The organism is Janthinobacterium aestuarii (assembly GCF_051380835.1).
GTDB classification, from domain to species: domain Bacteria; phylum Pseudomonadota; class Gammaproteobacteria; order Burkholderiales; family Burkholderiaceae_D; genus Janthinobacterium; species Janthinobacterium aestuarii.
In genome coordinates this window covers 446945-461055 of record NZ_JBNYXU010000004.1, presented here as the reverse complement: position 1 = coordinate 461055, position 14111 = coordinate 446945, and the positions used below count along the sequence as shown (strand labels likewise).

The 14111-nt window shown below is 64.2% G+C and carries 14 protein-coding genes; 5 read left to right on the top strand and 9 right to left on the bottom strand.

Annotation, left to right across the window (positions count from 1 at the left end; translation table 11 throughout):
- The coding region (locus ACQ4WO_RS14430; RefSeq protein WP_436482042.1) for a carbohydrate porin at positions 1 to 281 on the bottom strand (281 nt) is incomplete at its 3' end.
- A 346-nt stretch (positions 282 to 627) separates the two neighbouring features.
- Between ACQ4WO_RS14430 and ACQ4WO_RS14425 the strand changes: the two genes are divergently transcribed.
- Both ACQ4WO_RS14425 and ACQ4WO_RS14420 read left to right on the top strand, forming a co-directional pair.
- Entirely contained in the window at positions 628 to 2541 is a 1914-nt protein-coding gene (locus ACQ4WO_RS14425; protein WP_436482041.1) for a glucokinase, read from the top strand.
- Entirely contained in the window at positions 2525 to 3583 is a 1059-nt protein-coding gene (locus ACQ4WO_RS14420; protein WP_436482040.1) for a LacI family DNA-binding transcriptional regulator, read from the top strand. Before ACQ4WO_RS14425 ends, ACQ4WO_RS14420 begins: the two co-directional genes overlap by 17 nt.
- Before the next feature lie 19 nt (positions 3584 to 3602).
- Here the strand turns inward: ACQ4WO_RS14420 and ACQ4WO_RS14415 are convergent, their stop codons facing one another.
- The 5 genes from ACQ4WO_RS14415 to ACQ4WO_RS14395 all read right to left on the bottom strand — a co-directional run bounded on the left by ACQ4WO_RS14415 (position 3603) and on the right by ACQ4WO_RS14395 (position 8295).
- Positions 3603 to 4055, bottom strand: coding sequence for a hemerythrin domain-containing protein (locus ACQ4WO_RS14415; protein ID WP_436482051.1), 453 nt, complete (start codon positions 4053 to 4055; stop codon positions 3603 to 3605).
- Positions 4056 to 4254: 199 nt separating this feature from the next.
- The gene (locus tag ACQ4WO_RS14410) at positions 4255 to 5175 is read right to left on the bottom strand and encodes a carbohydrate kinase family protein (protein ID WP_436482039.1); all 921 of its coding nucleotides are present in this window, start codon (positions 5173 to 5175) and stop codon (positions 4255 to 4257) included.
- A complete protein-coding gene (locus tag ACQ4WO_RS14405; protein ID WP_436482038.1) occupies positions 5172 to 6386 on the bottom strand; it encodes an AGE family epimerase/isomerase in 1215 nt (404 codons plus the stop codon). Before ACQ4WO_RS14405 ends, ACQ4WO_RS14410 begins: the two co-directional genes overlap by 4 nt.
- Positions 6387 to 6454: 68 nt before the next feature.
- Entirely contained in the window at positions 6455 to 7456 is a 1002-nt protein-coding gene (locus ACQ4WO_RS14400; RefSeq protein ID WP_436482037.1) for a tetratricopeptide repeat protein, read from the bottom strand.
- Positions 7453 to 8295 (bottom strand): tetratricopeptide repeat protein, encoded by an 843-nt coding sequence (locus tag ACQ4WO_RS14395; protein WP_436482036.1) that lies wholly within the window; start codon positions 8293 to 8295, stop codon positions 7453 to 7455. The genes ACQ4WO_RS14400 and ACQ4WO_RS14395 overlap by 4 nt, the downstream gene beginning before the upstream one ends.
- Before the next feature lie 134 nt (positions 8296 to 8429).
- On the opposite strand from ACQ4WO_RS14395, the gene ACQ4WO_RS14390 reads away from it, so the two are divergent.
- Positions 8430 to 8822 (top strand): DUF1090 family protein, encoded by a 393-nt coding sequence (locus ACQ4WO_RS14390; RefSeq protein WP_436482035.1) that lies wholly within the window; start codon positions 8430 to 8432, stop codon positions 8820 to 8822.
- Here the strand turns inward: ACQ4WO_RS14390 and mmsB are convergent.
- From mmsB to ACQ4WO_RS14375, 3 genes are read right to left on the bottom strand one after another with little or no spacing between them, the layout of a single operon-like run.
- Positions 8819 to 9712 (bottom strand): 3-hydroxyisobutyrate dehydrogenase, encoded by an 894-nt coding sequence (mmsB, locus tag ACQ4WO_RS14385; RefSeq protein ID WP_436482034.1) that lies wholly within the window; start codon positions 9710 to 9712, stop codon positions 8819 to 8821. The genes ACQ4WO_RS14390 and mmsB overlap by 4 nt on opposite strands.
- 9 nt (positions 9713 to 9721) lie before the next feature.
- Positions 9722 to 11236 carry a CoA-acylating methylmalonate-semialdehyde dehydrogenase gene (locus ACQ4WO_RS14380; RefSeq protein ID WP_436482033.1) on the bottom strand — a complete coding sequence of 505 codons (1515 nt, stop codon included), beginning with the start codon at positions 11234 to 11236 and terminating at the stop codon, positions 9722 to 9724.
- Positions 11237 to 11251: 15 nt separating this feature from the next.
- Entirely contained in the window at positions 11252 to 12466 is a 1215-nt protein-coding gene (locus ACQ4WO_RS14375) for an ABC transporter substrate-binding protein (RefSeq protein ID WP_319992783.1), read from the bottom strand.
- Positions 12467 to 12588: 122 nt separating this feature from the next.
- On the opposite strand from ACQ4WO_RS14375, the gene ACQ4WO_RS14370 reads away from it, so the two are divergent.
- Positions 12589 to 13506 (top strand): LysR family transcriptional regulator, encoded by a 918-nt coding sequence (locus ACQ4WO_RS14370; RefSeq protein WP_034757572.1) that lies wholly within the window; start codon positions 12589 to 12591, stop codon positions 13504 to 13506.
- Between the two features lie 50 nt (positions 13507 to 13556).
- The gene (locus ACQ4WO_RS14365; protein WP_230519502.1) at positions 13557 to 14087 is read left to right on the top strand and encodes an isochorismatase family protein; all 531 of its coding nucleotides are present in this window, start codon (positions 13557 to 13559) and stop codon (positions 14085 to 14087) included.
- Positions 14088 to 14111: the final 24 nt, after the last annotated feature.

Here is a 14111-nt window from a genome sequence, read left to right as displayed (position 1 = left end):
CCGCCGGACTTGGCGACGGATTTGGTGTAGCCGAATTCCGTGTAGGCGTCGCACTCATTGCCCAGACGATATTTCATGGTGTTGCCACCCAGGCCGAAGCAGCCTTGCGAACCGCCGCCACCCGAGGTATTGCTGCCGGCGCCAGCGCGCAGGTAGCCGTGGAAGCCTTCGGCGTCGGATGGGTACATTGGATCGGCGGCAGCGGAACCGCTGGCGATGGCCAAGACGATGGCAGCTGGCAGTGTCTTCAACACGGCCTTCAACATGTTGCGATGCAGCATGGTAAGTCTCCTCAGTAGTTATTTTTTATCTAGTCATTCGTGGCCGAATGTACTGGCCAGAATTCTTTCCAGCAGGGACATAGTAACTATACTACGAACAAATATCAACATATTATGTTGTAATCCTACGACTACTCTGCGACACTTTATTTGCGTACCGACAGGCGGGTTGACTGCCCTGTTTTTTTTCCGCTGGCGCCACCGCATCCGGCACGGTGGACAGGCATTTGGGCAAGCACCCCGCATTTTTCGGCACGCGGCACGTATACGAATTAAAATCCTTGGTTTTTGCCATAACGACAGTGCGCGGCCACGACCGCGCACGCATACGAGACTAGGCACCGCCATGAAAATTGATGAAAAAATGGAAGTAGCAGGCAGCGATCCGGCGGAGCGTTTCAGTGAAGGCCCCCGCCTGCTGGCGGACATCGGCGGCACCAATGCCCGCTTCGTGCTGGAAACACGCCAGGGCCACCTGGAAGCGGTGGCCGTGCTGCCCTGCGACGACTACGCGTCGCTGCTCGACGCCATCACCGCATATATTGACAGCGACGAAGCGCGCGCCGCCGGTTCGGCGCGCGTGCGCCATGCGGCCATTGCCATCGCCAATCCCATCGACGACGACAATATCCGCATGATGAACCATCACTGGTTCTTCTCGATCGAGGCGATGCGCGCCGCGCTGGGTCTCGATACCTTGCTGGTGGTGAATGACTTCACGGCGCTGGCCATGGCCCTGCCCTACCTGCGGCCCGACCAGCGCCAGCAGATCGGCGGCGGCATGGCGCGCGCCGACAGCGTCATCGGTTTGCTTGGTTCGGGCACGGGCCTGGGCGTGTCGGGCATGATCCCCGCGGAAGACCGCTGGATCGCGCTGGGCAGCGAAGGGGGCCACGTCAGCTTCGCTCCGTGCGACCAGCGCGAGATGGACGTGCTGTCCTTCGCCTGGCGCGAGCTGTCGCACGTCTCGGCCGAACGCCTCGCTTCCGGGCGGGGGCTTGAACTGATCTACCGCGCCCTGTCCGAGCGCGCCGGCAAACCCGATGCGCCGACGCTGCTGGCGGCCGACATCACCAGCCGCGCCCTGAACAATGAATGCGACGTGTGCCTCGAAGCGGTGGACTGCTTTTGCGCCATCCTCGGCTCCATCGCCGGCAACGTGGCGATGACCCTGGGCGCGCTGGGCGGCATCTATATAGGCGGGGGCATCGTGCCGCGCCTGGGTCCCCTGTTCGAACAGTCGCAGTTCCGCGCCCGCTTCGAGCAAAAGGGCCGCCTGAACGAATACCTGGCGCAGATTCCCACCTTCCTGATCACGGCCGAACTGCCGACATTCCTCGGCATCGCCGCCATCCTGGCGCAAAAGCTCAAGCGCGCCCATACCGGCGCGCCCGTGCTCGAATCCGTGCGCCAGGCGCGCGGGCGCATGAGCCCATCGGAATGCAAGGTGGCCGACTGGGTCTTGAAAGAACCAAACGCCATGCTCACGCTGCCGATCGCCGAAATCGCCCAGCGGGTGGGCGTGAGCCAGCCGACCGTGATGCGCTTTTGCCGCTCGATCGGCGTGCAGGGCTTGGCCGACTTCAAATTGAAGCTGGCGTCCGGCCTGACGGGCGGCGCCATCACGGTGGCGCACTGCCACGTGGAGATCTCGGATTCCGACGCGGAACTGGCGCGCAAGGTGCTGGGCAATAATGCCTCGGCCGCGCTGGCCATGCGCGACATGCTCGACGTGAAAGCGCTGACGGCGGCCATCGAACTGCTGCGCGGCGCGCAGCGCGTGGAACTGCTGGCCGTGGGCAGCGCCCGCGTGGTGGCCGACGACATGCAGCACAAGCTGCTCAACCTGGGCATCGTCAGCAGCTTCTTTGCCGACCCGCAGGCGCAGGAAATGAGCGCCGCCATGCTGAAACCGGGCGATGTGGCGCTGGTCATTTCCCGCTCGGGCGCCCTGCCCGACCTGCTGCGCACCGTCAAGGTGGCGCAGGGCTGCGGCGCGCGCGTGCTGGCGATTACGGCCAGCGGTTCGCCGCTGGCCAAGCTGGCCGACGTTCTGCTGACCTTGAACCACCCGGAAGGCAACCTCAATTTCGTGCCCATGATCGTGCGCCTGCTGCAGCTGATGATGCTCGATATCCTGTCGGTGGGACTGGCGCGGCGCGACACGGCGCAGCGCACCAGCGCCGCCGAGCTGGACGAGGGTCAATTGCACGGCATGCGCATCAGCGGCAAGCTGAAATTCGGTGGTCACCTCGAATAAGGCGGCGCACGCCGCACCAGACGCCGCCAGCGGGGCCACCGTGCACGACGTGGCGCGCGTGGCCGGCGTGTCGGCCATGACGGTATCGCGCGTGATCAACGGGCGCGCCAGCGTCAGCACGGCCACGCGCGACAAGGTCGAGGCGGCGATCGCCAGCCTGCGCTATCAGCCCAACCTGGCGGCCAGAGCCGCCCGCACGGGCACCCTGCGCATCGGCCTGTTATACAGCAACCCCAGCGCCGCGTTTCTCAGCGAATTCCTCGTCGGCGCCATGGACCAGTGCCGCCAGGGCGGCGGCCAGCTGCTGCTCGAACGCTGCGAAGACCAGGGCAGCCAGCGCGCCGGCATCGATTGCCTGGTGGCCGCCGGCGTGGATGGCATCCTCGTGCCGCCACCGCTGTGCGATTCGCCCGCCGTGCTGGCGCAACTGAACCAGATGGGCATCCCCGCTATCGCCGTGGCCACGGCGCGCCCCTCGCCCGGCGTCTCGGCCGTGCGCATCGACGACTACGAAGGGGCGCTGGCCATGACGCGCCACTTGCTCGCACTGGGCCACCGCGACATCGGCTTCATCGAAGGGGACCCGGCGCACACGCCCGCCCTGCTGCGCCGCCAGGCCTTCGAGGACGCCATGCGGGAAGCGGGCTTGCAGGTAGCGCCGCACAGGGTGGCGCAAGGCTATTTCACGTATCGATCGGGACTGGACGCGGCGCGCCAGCTGCTGGCGCACGCACCGCACCCGAGCGCCATCTTCGCCAGCAACGACGACATGGCCGCCGCCACCCTGGCCGTGGCGCACGGCATGGGCTTGCAGGTGCCGGCGGAATTGAGCGTGTGCGGTTTCGACGACACGCCCGTCGCCACCACCGTCTGGCCCGAGCTGACCACCATCCACCAGCCCATCGCCGACATGGCGCGCGCCGCCGTCAGCCTCGTCATCGACGAAATCCGCCAGCGCCGCGCCGGGGAAACGGCGACGGCCACGCATCATTTGATGGCGTTTACCCTGATGGAACGGGCGTCGACGGGACGCGCGCGCTAGGCACGCGCATCCATGGGGCTCAGGCCTGCATGTCTGGCAGCTCGATTTCCGCCTTGCGCGCCGCGATCTGGCTACTCATGGCTTGCAGGTCGATTTCCGCATCGCGCGCGCGCGGGAAAATCTCGCTCTCCTCTTCCAGCACGTGGTGATCGATCTGCTCGGAGAGCACCTTGACCTTGGCGTCGTACAAGTCTTCGCCGGGCGCCATGGCGACGATTTGCGCGATCAATTCCTTGGCCGATGCGTGCTCGACGATGGCTTCATCGATCAAGTCTTCGTTCGAACGGCTGGCCTCGCGCACGGCAGGATAGAAAATTTCTTCTTCCGCCATCGCATGCTTGCTCAGTTCCTCACAGATTTTCAGGGCCAGCTTGCGCTTGCTGACGAGCGAACAGTCGCTGAAGCCCTCATACTGTTCGAACAGTTCTTTCACGGTTTGATGGTCTTGCGTCAGCAGCTCGATCGCGTCCATGTCCGGCATGCCTGCCTGTGTTTGGGAAACGGAAGCTGCCTGAGGTGATTGGGTGGCCATGATGTTGTCTCCAAATGTCAGCACGAAGTAGACATTGTAGACAGTGCCCTGCGGTAGCCATGTAGGAGCATTGCTTGCAACAAGGTAGGCCAAGCGTAAATGCGGCTACCTTGTTGATGCAGATCAGGCCAAGCCTGACTTAACTGACGACCGTGCGTGTCTCGAGCGACTGCACCAGCTCCACCGAAGGAGGCGCTGCACCGGCGGCCAGGCAGGCACCCGCCCCGGCCGCGACGGCAAAGCGCAGGTGCTGGCCGCCGTCGGCATCCGGGCGGTACATCAGGCTGTACAGCAAGCCGCCGATGCTGGCGTCGCCCGCCCCCACCGAGTCGACCACCTCGATGACGGGCGGCGCCGCCTGCCATGTCTGCTCGCCCCGGTACAGCGCCGCGCCCTGCGCGCCGCGCGTATACAAATACGTGGCGTGCGGATTCCAGCTGCGCAGCATGGCAAACGCGCCATCGATGTCGCCGTGGCGGAACAGCCCGACCAGGTCTTCATCGGACACCTTGATCACGTCGGCCAGCTCCGTCATGCGGCGCAGGGTCGCGTCATAGCGTTCATCCATCATGATGCGGAAATTCGGGTCGTAGCTGATCTTCACGCCAGCCGCCTTCAGTTCCTGCGCCAGCGTCACCAGCTTGCCCGCCAGCGGTTCGCGCGCCAGGCTGATGCCGCCGAAATGCACCCATTGCGCGCCCTGCATCCAGCCGGCAGGCAAGAGCGCCGCGTCGAAATGCAGGTCGGCGCTGTCGTCGCCGATGAAGTAATACGTGGGCGGATGCAGTTCATGCACGATGGCCAGCAGCGGCGACTTCGCATGGCGCTGCAGGAAGCGCATGTCCAGGCCCGCCACGTCGGTGGCAGCGGCCAGCGCGTCACCAAAGACGTCGCGGCTGACGGCGCCCGCAAACGCGCTGGGCACGCCCAGGCGCGCCATCACGCGCGCCACGTTCCAGGTCGAGCCGCCCACCTGGCTGCTCCAGGTGTCCGGACCCGTGCGCAGCATGTCCGTCAGCGCTTCGCCAGCCGAGACAAAAGTTGGAAAAGAGGTGCTCATGCCGCACCGCCAATCACGTTCAGCACTTCATAGCAGGCGCCCATGGTGTGGTAATCGGTCTTGCCGGCCGGACTTTTCTCGTTGCTGATTTTTTGGTTCTCGGGCGTCAAGATGCGGTACCAGGCGCCGTGTTCATGGTCGACGAAGTGCTTCCAGCTGTAGTCCCATATCTTGTCGTAGCTTTGCCAGTAGGCGTCGTCGCCCGTGCGCGCGGCCAGCACGGCGGCTGCGGCGAAGCTTTCCGCCTGCACCCAGAAGTATTTGTCGCCATCGCAGATTTCATCGTGCGGGCCGAAACCGTAGTGGATGCCGCCATGCGCGCCATCCCAGGCCCTGGCCAGGGCCGTGTCGTACAGTTCGCGCGCGCGCGGCAGCAGCCAGTCGGAAGGACCGGCCATGAACTTGGCGTGCCGCTCCATGATCAAGAGCAGCTTGGCCCATTCCGTGAAGTGGCCGGGCTGGTAGCCCCACGGACGGAAGATATTGCTCTTGTCGTGCAGGTTGTAATCCCGGTCGATAGCCCAGTCGGGCGTGTAGTGTTCCCAGATCATGCCGTGCGCCAGGCCCGCCTGGCGCACGGTGATGTTGTGCGCCAGCGTTTCCGCACGGTGCAGATAGCGCGCCTCGCCCGTCGCTTCGAACGCGGCCAGCATCGCTTCGCACGCATGCATGTTGGCGTTCTGGCCACGATAGCCATCCAGAGCAGACCAGTCGGCGCTGGCCACGTCCGCGTACAGGCCGTGTTCGGACAGCCAGAAGCGCTGTTCCATCAATTCGAACGTTTCGTCCAGGTAGGCGCGCGCTTCCGGCATCCCCGCCTGCAAGGCGTGGGCATAGGCCAGCAGCACGAAAGCCAGGCCGTAGCAGTGGTTGGCGCCGTCTTCTACAGTCTTGACGCCGTCTTTCCATGACAGTTGCCAGGCGTAGCCGCCCGTGGCCGGGTCGCGGTGCGCGTCACGCAAAAAGGCCACGCCGTGGCGCAGGGCCGCCTGGTAATCGTCGCCGCCGAAACGGCGGTACGCCATGGCGTAATTGAAGATGAAGCGCGTACTGCTGACCAGGTGGCGCGTGCTGGCGTCGTACACCGTGCCATCGTCGAGGAAGAAATGATAAAAGCCGCCGCTGGGGTCAATGGCGCGCGGGTGATAAAAGTGCATCGTGTGCAGGATATGCGCTTCGAGCATCGCCTTGGAGCGGAAATCGGGATTCATGGTTCTCTCATGATATTGTTATCGATAACAATGATGATAGCATGCCGTTTCCGCGCCGTCATGCCCGGTCAAGGCGTCTTGGCCAGCCTGAGCTTTTCACGCCACAGTGCGGCCTGCGCGGGGTCGGCCGCCTGTCCCAGTTCGCCCTTATCGTACACCTTGACCAGCCGTTCGATGGCTTCAGCATCGCCCTGCTTTGCGGCCAGCAGGTACAACGCGAACGGTTTAGGAGCCGGCCCTTGCCGGGTCGGGCCGCCACGGCCCTGCTCCAGCAGCCGCGCAAAGCCCGTCTGCCCCGGCGGGCTTTTGGCGATGGCCGCCATCTCGTACCAGCCCAAGGCCGCTTCGTCGCTCTGCGGTGCGCCCTGCCCCACCTCATACGAGTACGCGACATTGTTCAAGCCGGACGGATCGAGCGCCTTGGCCGACTTCATGTACCAGCCGAACGCTTCCTTGCGCTGCGCATCATCCTTCGCCGTCATCATCAGGCGGTAGCCGATTTCATTGTAGGCGGGGATGAAGCCATTCTCGGCGTAAAACTTCAGCCAGTGCAGCGCATGCGCCTGTTCTTCCGCGCTGCTGTGGATGTTTTCAAAGTGCTGCGCCACCATGAAGTTGGCCAGTTCCACGCCTTGCGCGGCGCCCTGGCGCGACCAGTATTCGCCCAGCTTGCGGTCGATGGCCATGCCCTGTCCCAAGGTATAAGCCACGCCCAGGAATGCCTGCGCCGGACCATAGCCGCCTTCGGCCGATTTCTTCATCCAGGCCAGGCCGGCGTCGGCATCGCGCGGCGTGCCCTCGCCCTCATGCAGCATCTGCGCCAGTTCCAGCTGGGCGGCGGTGTCGCCCGCTTCCGCAGCGATACGCGCTTTCTCGAAGGCGGCGACCTTGTCCAGCGACAGGTCGGCCGGGCGGTTGATCACGGCCTGCACCTTTGCGCGCATGTCATCGAGGCCGTGTGTGTCGAATTCGGCCAGCGCCGGATGCTGGCGCGGTGCTTTGGTGGCTGCCTGTTGCGCCAGGACGGGCTGCGCCAGCGCCAGGCTCAAGATGAACAACATGGTCTTCATTTGTTTTCCTTTTCAGCCAATTTGCCGCGCCATCCGGCGGCGTCTTCGGCATTCGCCTGTTGTCCCAGTTCGCCCTTGACGTACACATCGACCATGCGCCGTATGGCGGGCACGTCGTCGCTCCATCCCGCCCGTTCGTACCACACCAGGGCCAGCTTGTCCGACTGTTTCACGCCCAGGCCCAGTTCGTGCGCGCGGGCCAGGTTGCGCATGCCGGCCGGCTCCTTTTCACGCGCCGATCTGTCATACCAGTGGAAGGCCTCGCCGCGCTGCTGCTCATCGGTGGCGGCGCGCATCAGATGCTCGCCCAGCGCATTGTAGGCGGGCACAAAGTGCTGCTCGTTCGCCGCCGCCTTCAGCCAGGTGATGGCCAGCGCCTGTTCTTCGGCACTGCTGCCGCCATCGATAAATTCCAGCGCCAGGATAGTTTGCGCCAGTGCGTCGCCCTGCGCCACGCCCTTGCGCAGCCAGTATTCTCCCTGCACACGGTCGATGGGTACCTTGCCACCCACGGCATAGGCCAGGCCCAAAGCCGATTGCGCCGGCGCATAGCCGCCCTCGGCCGACTTGCGCACCCAGGCCATCGACTGCGCCGTGTCTTGCGGGGTACCGACGCCCAGCTGCAGCATGCGCGCCAGGTCCAGCTGCGCCTCCACGTCGCCCGTTTCCGCCAGCCGCCGGGTCTCGGCAAATTCGGCGATACTTTGCGGGCTATGGCTAGCCACATCCGCCCTGGCCTTGATGGCGATCAGCTGCAGGTCGAGCAAGGTGGGCGAGGTTTGCGCCAGGACGGGCAGCGGCAGCAGAAAAGGAATCAGACAGAGTAATTTCTTGGGCATGCGACGGTGTCGGAAAGAAGAAAACACGCATGGTAGCCGATGGCTCGCCAAGAAGGCGCGCACGGTACGGGAAGTTTGACAGGGCACACCGGCGGGCTTACATTGCACGGGCCCACCACTGATACAGGAACACTATGAACCATCTATCGAAAACCGCCCTGACCTTGCTCCTTGCCATCGCCGCAAGCGGAGCCGCCAGCGCCGCCGACACCCAGCTGGCCGGCTGCGCCGCCAAGCGCGAAAGCATCCGCAGCGAATTGCGCCAGGCCAAAGAACAGGGCTTGTCCGACAAGGTCGCGGGCCTCACGCGCGCGCTCGATGAAGTCAACGCCCACTGCCGCGACAGCACCTTGGTCGAACGCAACAACAAGAAAATCGTCAAGGCGCAGGCGAAAGTCAACCAGACGGAGCGTTCGCTGCGCCTGGCCCAGGAAGCCAATAAACAGCCGAAGAAGATCGCCAAGCTGGAAGGCAAGCTGGAAAAAGCCAGGGCCGACCTGGCGGCCCTGCAGGCACAACAACCTTAAGCTTTTTCGCCCAGCAGTTGATAAATGCTGGAAAAATCCAGCGCGCCCGATCCCGCCTTGCTGTGCAAACTGTATAAATTGCGCGACAAGGCGCCCAGCGGCACGCTTGCGCCGCTGGCCAGCGCGCTTTCCACGGCCAGGCCCAAGTCTTTCAGCATCAGGTCGACGCCAAAGCCGCCCGTGTAGCCGCGCGACGCGGGCACGTTTTCGGCCACGCCCGGGCACGGGTTGTACACGTCCAGGGTCCAGTTGCGGCCCGAGCTTTTTGCCATCACGTCCGACACCACTTTGGGATCGAGCCCATTGGCCACGCCCAGGCGTATCGCTTCGCTGGTGCCGATCATCAGTATCCCCAGCAGCATGTTGTTGCAGATCTTGACCGTCTGGCCGCAACCCGAGCCGCCCGCGTGGAAGATGGCCTTGCCCATGACGTCCAGATAGGGCCGCGCCGCCGCCAGCGCGGATGCTTCGCCGCCCACCATGAAGGTCAAGGTGCCGTTGGTGGCGCCCGCCGTGCCGCCCGAGACGGGCGCGTCCAGCATGGGCATGCCCTGCTCCTGCGCCGCGCGGCCCACCTGGTGTGCCGCCTCGGTGGAAATCGTCGAACAGTCGATCAGCAAGGTGCCGGGCCGCGCCTGCGCCAGAATGCCCGTGTCTCCAAGATACGCGCCGAGAACATGCCGGCTGGCCGGCAGCATGGTGATGACGATATCGGCGGCCTGGATCGCCGCCGCCTGGTCATCGGATACGAGGCCGCCGCCGTCGGCGAACTGCCGCACGCTGGCCGGCACCAGGTCAAAACCCGTCACAGCATGGCCGGCCCGCACGAGGTTTTGCGCCATGGGCAGCCCCATGTTCCCCAGGCCGATGAAAACGATATTGGTGCCCATGGCGTCCCCTTATTTCATCGAGATGGTGGTATTGACGCCGCTGCCGCCGTCGTCCGGGGCGAACCAGCGCGCCGTGACGGTCTTCGTTTGCGTCCAGAAGTACAAGGCCTGCTTGCCGTTCGGACCCAGATCCCCAAGTTTCGACGCGCGCGAGCCCGTGAAACTGAAGTAGGCGACGGGCACGGGAATGGCCACGTTGATGCCCACCTGCCCCACGTCGATCTCGTTCTGGAACTTGCGCCCCGCCCAGCCGGACGAGGTGAAGATCGACGTGCCGTTGCCGTTCGGGTTGGCGTTGATGAAGGCGATGGCCTGATCCAGCGTGTCCGTCTCGACGACGCACATGGCGGGGCCGAAGATTTCCTGCGTATAGACGGAGTTCGATGCGGCCACCTTCGAAAAAATCGTCGGCCCCATGAAGTTGCCGCCTTCGTAGCCGGCCACCTTGTGGCCGCGGCCATCGAGCAGCAGTTGCGCGCCTTCGTCCACGCCCGCCTGGATCAGATTTTCCGCCCGCTGCATGGCGGCCTTGGACACCATCGGTCCCAGGTCGGCCGTGCGATCGCTGCCCGGCCCCACTTTCAGCGCTTGCGAGCGGGCGACGATTTCCGGCAGCCAGGAGCGGGCCTCGCCCACCAGCACCACGACGGAATTGGCCATGCAGCGCTGGCCGGCCGCGCCGAACGCGGCGCCGATCAGGTTATTGATCGCCTGTTCCTTGTTGGCGTCGGCCAGCACCACGCAGTGGTTTTTCGCGCCCATCATCGATTGCGCGCGCTTGCCCGATTCGCTGGCGCGGCGGTACACATGCGTGCCCACATGGGTGGAACCGATGAAGGAGACGGCCTTGATGTCGGGATGGTCGCACAGCATGTTGACGACGTCCGCGCCGCCATGCACGACATTCAGCACGCCGGCCGGCAAGCCCGCCTGGTACATCAGTTCAACCAGGTACATCGACGAGGACGGATCCTGCTCCGACGGTTTCAATACAAAGGTATTGCCGCAGGCGATGGCGATCGGGAACATGAAGCACGGCAGCATGACGGGGAAGTTGAAGGCCGTGATGCCGGCGCCCACGCCCAGCGGCTGGTAGATGTTGTAGACGTCGACGCCGGTGGCCGCGTTTTCCGCAATCTCGCCCAGCTGCAAGGTGGCAATCGAGCACGCGTGCTCCACCACTTCCAGGCCCCGCATCACTTCCCCTTCCGCGTCGGGCAAGGTCTTGCCGTGCTCGCGCGTGATCAGTTCGGCCAAAGTCCCAATGTTTTCGCGGATCAGGTGCTGGTACTTGAGCATGATGCGCATGCGCGCCGCCAGCGGCGTGTTGCGCCAGGTCTTGAATGCTTCCTTGGCCGTGGCCACGGCCAGGTTGACTTCATCCGGCGTGGAAAACGGCACCTTGGCGACGATTTCCTGCGTGGCCGGGTTGATGACGTCGCGCCATTCGGTGCTGGTCGAAGCGTGGTGCTTGCCGCCGATGTGCAGGGGGACAGCAGGGACTTGGGTGAGGGCTTGGTTCATTGTTTGACTCCGTGATTATTTTTTAACGAGGTTGCACGCGGCCGCATCCATCGGCTTGAACGCCTGGTCGGCGGGGATGGTCGACAGCACTTTCAGGTAGTCCCACGCGCCTTTCGATTCGGCCGGGGTTTTGACCTGCACCAGGTACATGTCGTGAATCACGCGGCCGTCGGGACGGATGGAGGCGTTGTTCATGACGGCGTCCTTGATCGGCAGCTGGCGCATTTTGTCGGCGACGATCTTCGAGTCGTCGCTCTTGGCGGCCGCCACCGATTTCAGGTAGTGATAGACGCTCGAATACACGCCCGCCTGCACCATGGTCGGCTTGGCGCCCTTGTTGAGCGCTTCAAAGCGTTTCGCAAACGCGCGGCTGCGGTCGTCGTAATCCCAATAAAAACCGTCCGCGTAGACGAGGCCCTGGGCCGTGTCCAGCCCCAGCGCGTGCACGTCCGACAGGAACACGAGCAAGGCGGCCAGGCGCTGGTCCTTGCCGCTGCCGATGCGGAACTCGCGCGCCTGCTTGATGGCCGATACCGTGTCCGCGCCGCCGTTGGCCAGGCCGATCACCTGCGCTTTCGAGCCTTGCGCCTGCACCAGGAAGGACGAGAAATCGGAAGCGTTGAGCGGATGGCGCACGGCGCCCACGACGGTGCCGCCATTGCGCTTGACGACATCGCTGGCGTCCTTTTCCAGCGAGTGGCCGAACGCGTAATCGACGGTGACGAAGTACCACGACTTTTGTCCCAGCTTGGTCAGCGCCGCCGCCGTGCCGGCCGCCTGCGAATACGTGTCGAACATCCAGTGGAAGCCGTTCGGCGAGCAGTCTTCATTGGTCAGGCGCCCCGTGGCCGGGCCGCTGAACATGGCGATGCCGCCCTTCTCTTTCATCAGCTTTTGCACGGACAGGGCCACCGAGGAATTGGTCAGATCGGCGATGGCGTCGACCTTGTCGCGGTCTATCCATTCGCGCGCCTTGGAGGCGGCGATGTCGGCCTTGTTCAAGTGATCGGCCGACAGGATCTCGATCTTCATGCCCTTGCATTCGGCCTTCAAACAATCCTCGACGGCCATCTGGCTGGCGACGACGGAGCCGCGCCCGCCCATGGCCGAATACGGACCGGACATGTCGGTCAGGATGCCGACCTTGACGACGCCATCGGAAATCTGCGCGTGCGCGCCAAAGGACAGGGTAAGCGCCAGCGCGCCCATGGCCAGAACGGTTTTTTTCATGCGTGTCTCCAGGTGGATGGGGTTTTCTTATATGTGTAGATGCATTCTGCATGTGTAAAAATATGCGCTCAAGTGAAATTAATGCATAATTCCTTTGCAAAAATGCACAGAGAGGGTTTGCCATGCTCGATTGGGACAATGTACGGGTCTTCCTGGAACTGACGCGCAGCGCCGGCCTCGTCGATGCGGCGAAAAAGCTGGGCATCGACCACTCCACCGTGTCGCGGCGCATGCGCAAGTTCGAGGAGCAGGTGGGCACGCAGCTGTTCGACCGCAACTACGTGGGCTACCAGCTGACGCCCGAGGGCCATCGCCTGATGGAATACGCGGAAACCATGGAAAGCACGGTGTTTGCCGCCACCGAGGAACTGGGCGAACATAACCGGCTGCTGTCGGGCCAGGTGCGCCTGGGCGCCACCGAGGGCTTCGGCGCCATCGTGCTGGCGCCCCACCTGGCGCAGTTTTGCGGGCGGTACCCGCACATCAGCGTGGACCTGATCGCCGTGCCCCGTTTTGTCAGCCTGTCCAAGCGCGAGGCGGACGTGGCCATTTCCATCGAACGCCCCCTGTCCGGCCCGTACGTGGTGACCAAATTGTCCGACTACCGATTAAAACTGTACGCCACGCCAGCCTACCTGGCGCGCCACGCGCCGATCACCAGCGTGGCGCAACTGGCGCAGCACCCGATCATCGGCTACGTGGATGACCTGGTCTTCAGTTCGGAACTGCGCTACATGGACAACGTGGCGCCCGACTCCCTGCGCGCGTTTCGCAGCACCAGCGTGATCGCCCAGTACCACGCGGCGCGCGCGGGCCAGGCGCTGGCGATCCTGCCCTGCTTCGTGGCCCAGCAGTCGAACGAACTGGTGCCCGTGCTCGACGGCGAGATCGACCTGCTGCGCGCCTTCTGGATGATTTCTCCCAGCGAGCGGCGCAACATCGCCAGGGTCAGCGCCCTGTGGAATTACCTGCGCAGCGCCATCGATTTGAACCATGCCTACCTGATGGGCGAAACGGCCACGCCCAGCTGGCCAGCTTGAGCACGCTGCGGCGCGCTACACTGTCGCCACATACTAATAAGGAGAACGCCATGCTGATGGATGCGAACCAGGCCGTGCTGGTCATTGTCGACCTGCAAGGCCGCCTGATGCCGGCCATCCACGATGCGGGCCTCGTGCTGGCGCAAAACCTGCGCCTGGCAAAGATCGCCCGCCTGCTCGACGTGCCCGTGCTGGGCACGGAACAGAACCGCCAGGGACTGGGGCCGAACGTGGAAGAGATCGCCGCCCTGTGCGAACGGACCTTGCACAAGACGCATTTCGGCGCCTGTTTTGACGGCTTGCAGCAGATGCTGCCCGCCGGGCGCAAACAGATCGTCGTCACGGGGTGCGAAGCCCATGTGTGCATGCTGCAGACGGCCATCGGCCTGCTGGAGCTGGGATACGAGGTCATCATCGCCATCGACGCCGTCGGTTCGCGCCAGGGGGCCAGCCGCGACGCGGCGCTGGCCCGCCTGGGCAAGCTCGGTGCCCATCTGGTGACGGTGGAGATGCTGGCCTTCGAGTGGCTGCGAGACTGCAAGCACCCGCGCTTCCGCGACGTGCTGGCGCTGATCAAATAGCCATACTTTACGCAGGATCAAGCC

What these genes read in the sequence shown, in the direction of transcription:
- ACQ4WO_RS14365 (WP_230519502.1), top strand. Translation starts at nt 13,557, where the DNA reads ATGCTGATGGATGCGAACCAGGCCGTGCTGGTCATTGTCGACCTGCAA.
- ACQ4WO_RS14390 (WP_436482035.1), top strand. Translation starts at nt 8,430, where the DNA reads ATGAACCATCTATCGAAAACCGCCCTGACCTTGCTCCTTGCCATCGCC.
- mmsB (WP_436482034.1), bottom strand. Translation starts at nt 9,712, where the DNA reads ATGGGCACCAATATCGTTTTCATCGGCCTGGGGAACATGGGGCTGCCC.
- ACQ4WO_RS14370 (WP_034757572.1), top strand. Translation starts at nt 12,589, where the DNA reads ATGCTCGATTGGGACAATGTACGGGTCTTCCTGGAACTGACGCGCAGC.
- ACQ4WO_RS14380 (WP_436482033.1), bottom strand. Translation starts at nt 11,236, where the DNA reads ATGAACCAAGCCCTCACCCAAGTCCCTGCTGTCCCCCTGCACATCGGC.
- ACQ4WO_RS14395 (WP_436482036.1), bottom strand. Translation starts at nt 8,295, where the DNA reads ATGCCCAAGAAATTACTCTGTCTGATTCCTTTTCTGCTGCCGCTGCCC.
- ACQ4WO_RS14400 (WP_436482037.1), bottom strand. Translation starts at nt 7,456, where the DNA reads ATGAAGACCATGTTGTTCATCTTGAGCCTGGCGCTGGCGCAGCCCGTC.
- ACQ4WO_RS14410 (WP_436482039.1), bottom strand. Translation starts at nt 5,175, where the DNA reads ATGAGCACCTCTTTTCCAACTTTTGTCTCGGCTGGCGAAGCGCTGACG.
- ACQ4WO_RS14415 (WP_436482051.1), bottom strand. Translation starts at nt 4,055, where the DNA reads ATGGACGCGATCGAGCTGCTGACGCAAGACCATCAAACCGTGAAAGAA.
- ACQ4WO_RS14405 (WP_436482038.1), bottom strand. Translation starts at nt 6,386, where the DNA reads ATGAATCCCGATTTCCGCTCCAAGGCGATGCTCGAAGCGCATATCCTG.
- ACQ4WO_RS14425 (WP_436482041.1), top strand. Translation starts at nt 628, where the DNA reads ATGAAAATTGATGAAAAAATGGAAGTAGCAGGCAGCGATCCGGCGGAG.
- ACQ4WO_RS14375 (WP_319992783.1), bottom strand. Translation starts at nt 12,466, where the DNA reads ATGAAAAAAACCGTTCTGGCCATGGGCGCGCTGGCGCTTACCCTGTCC.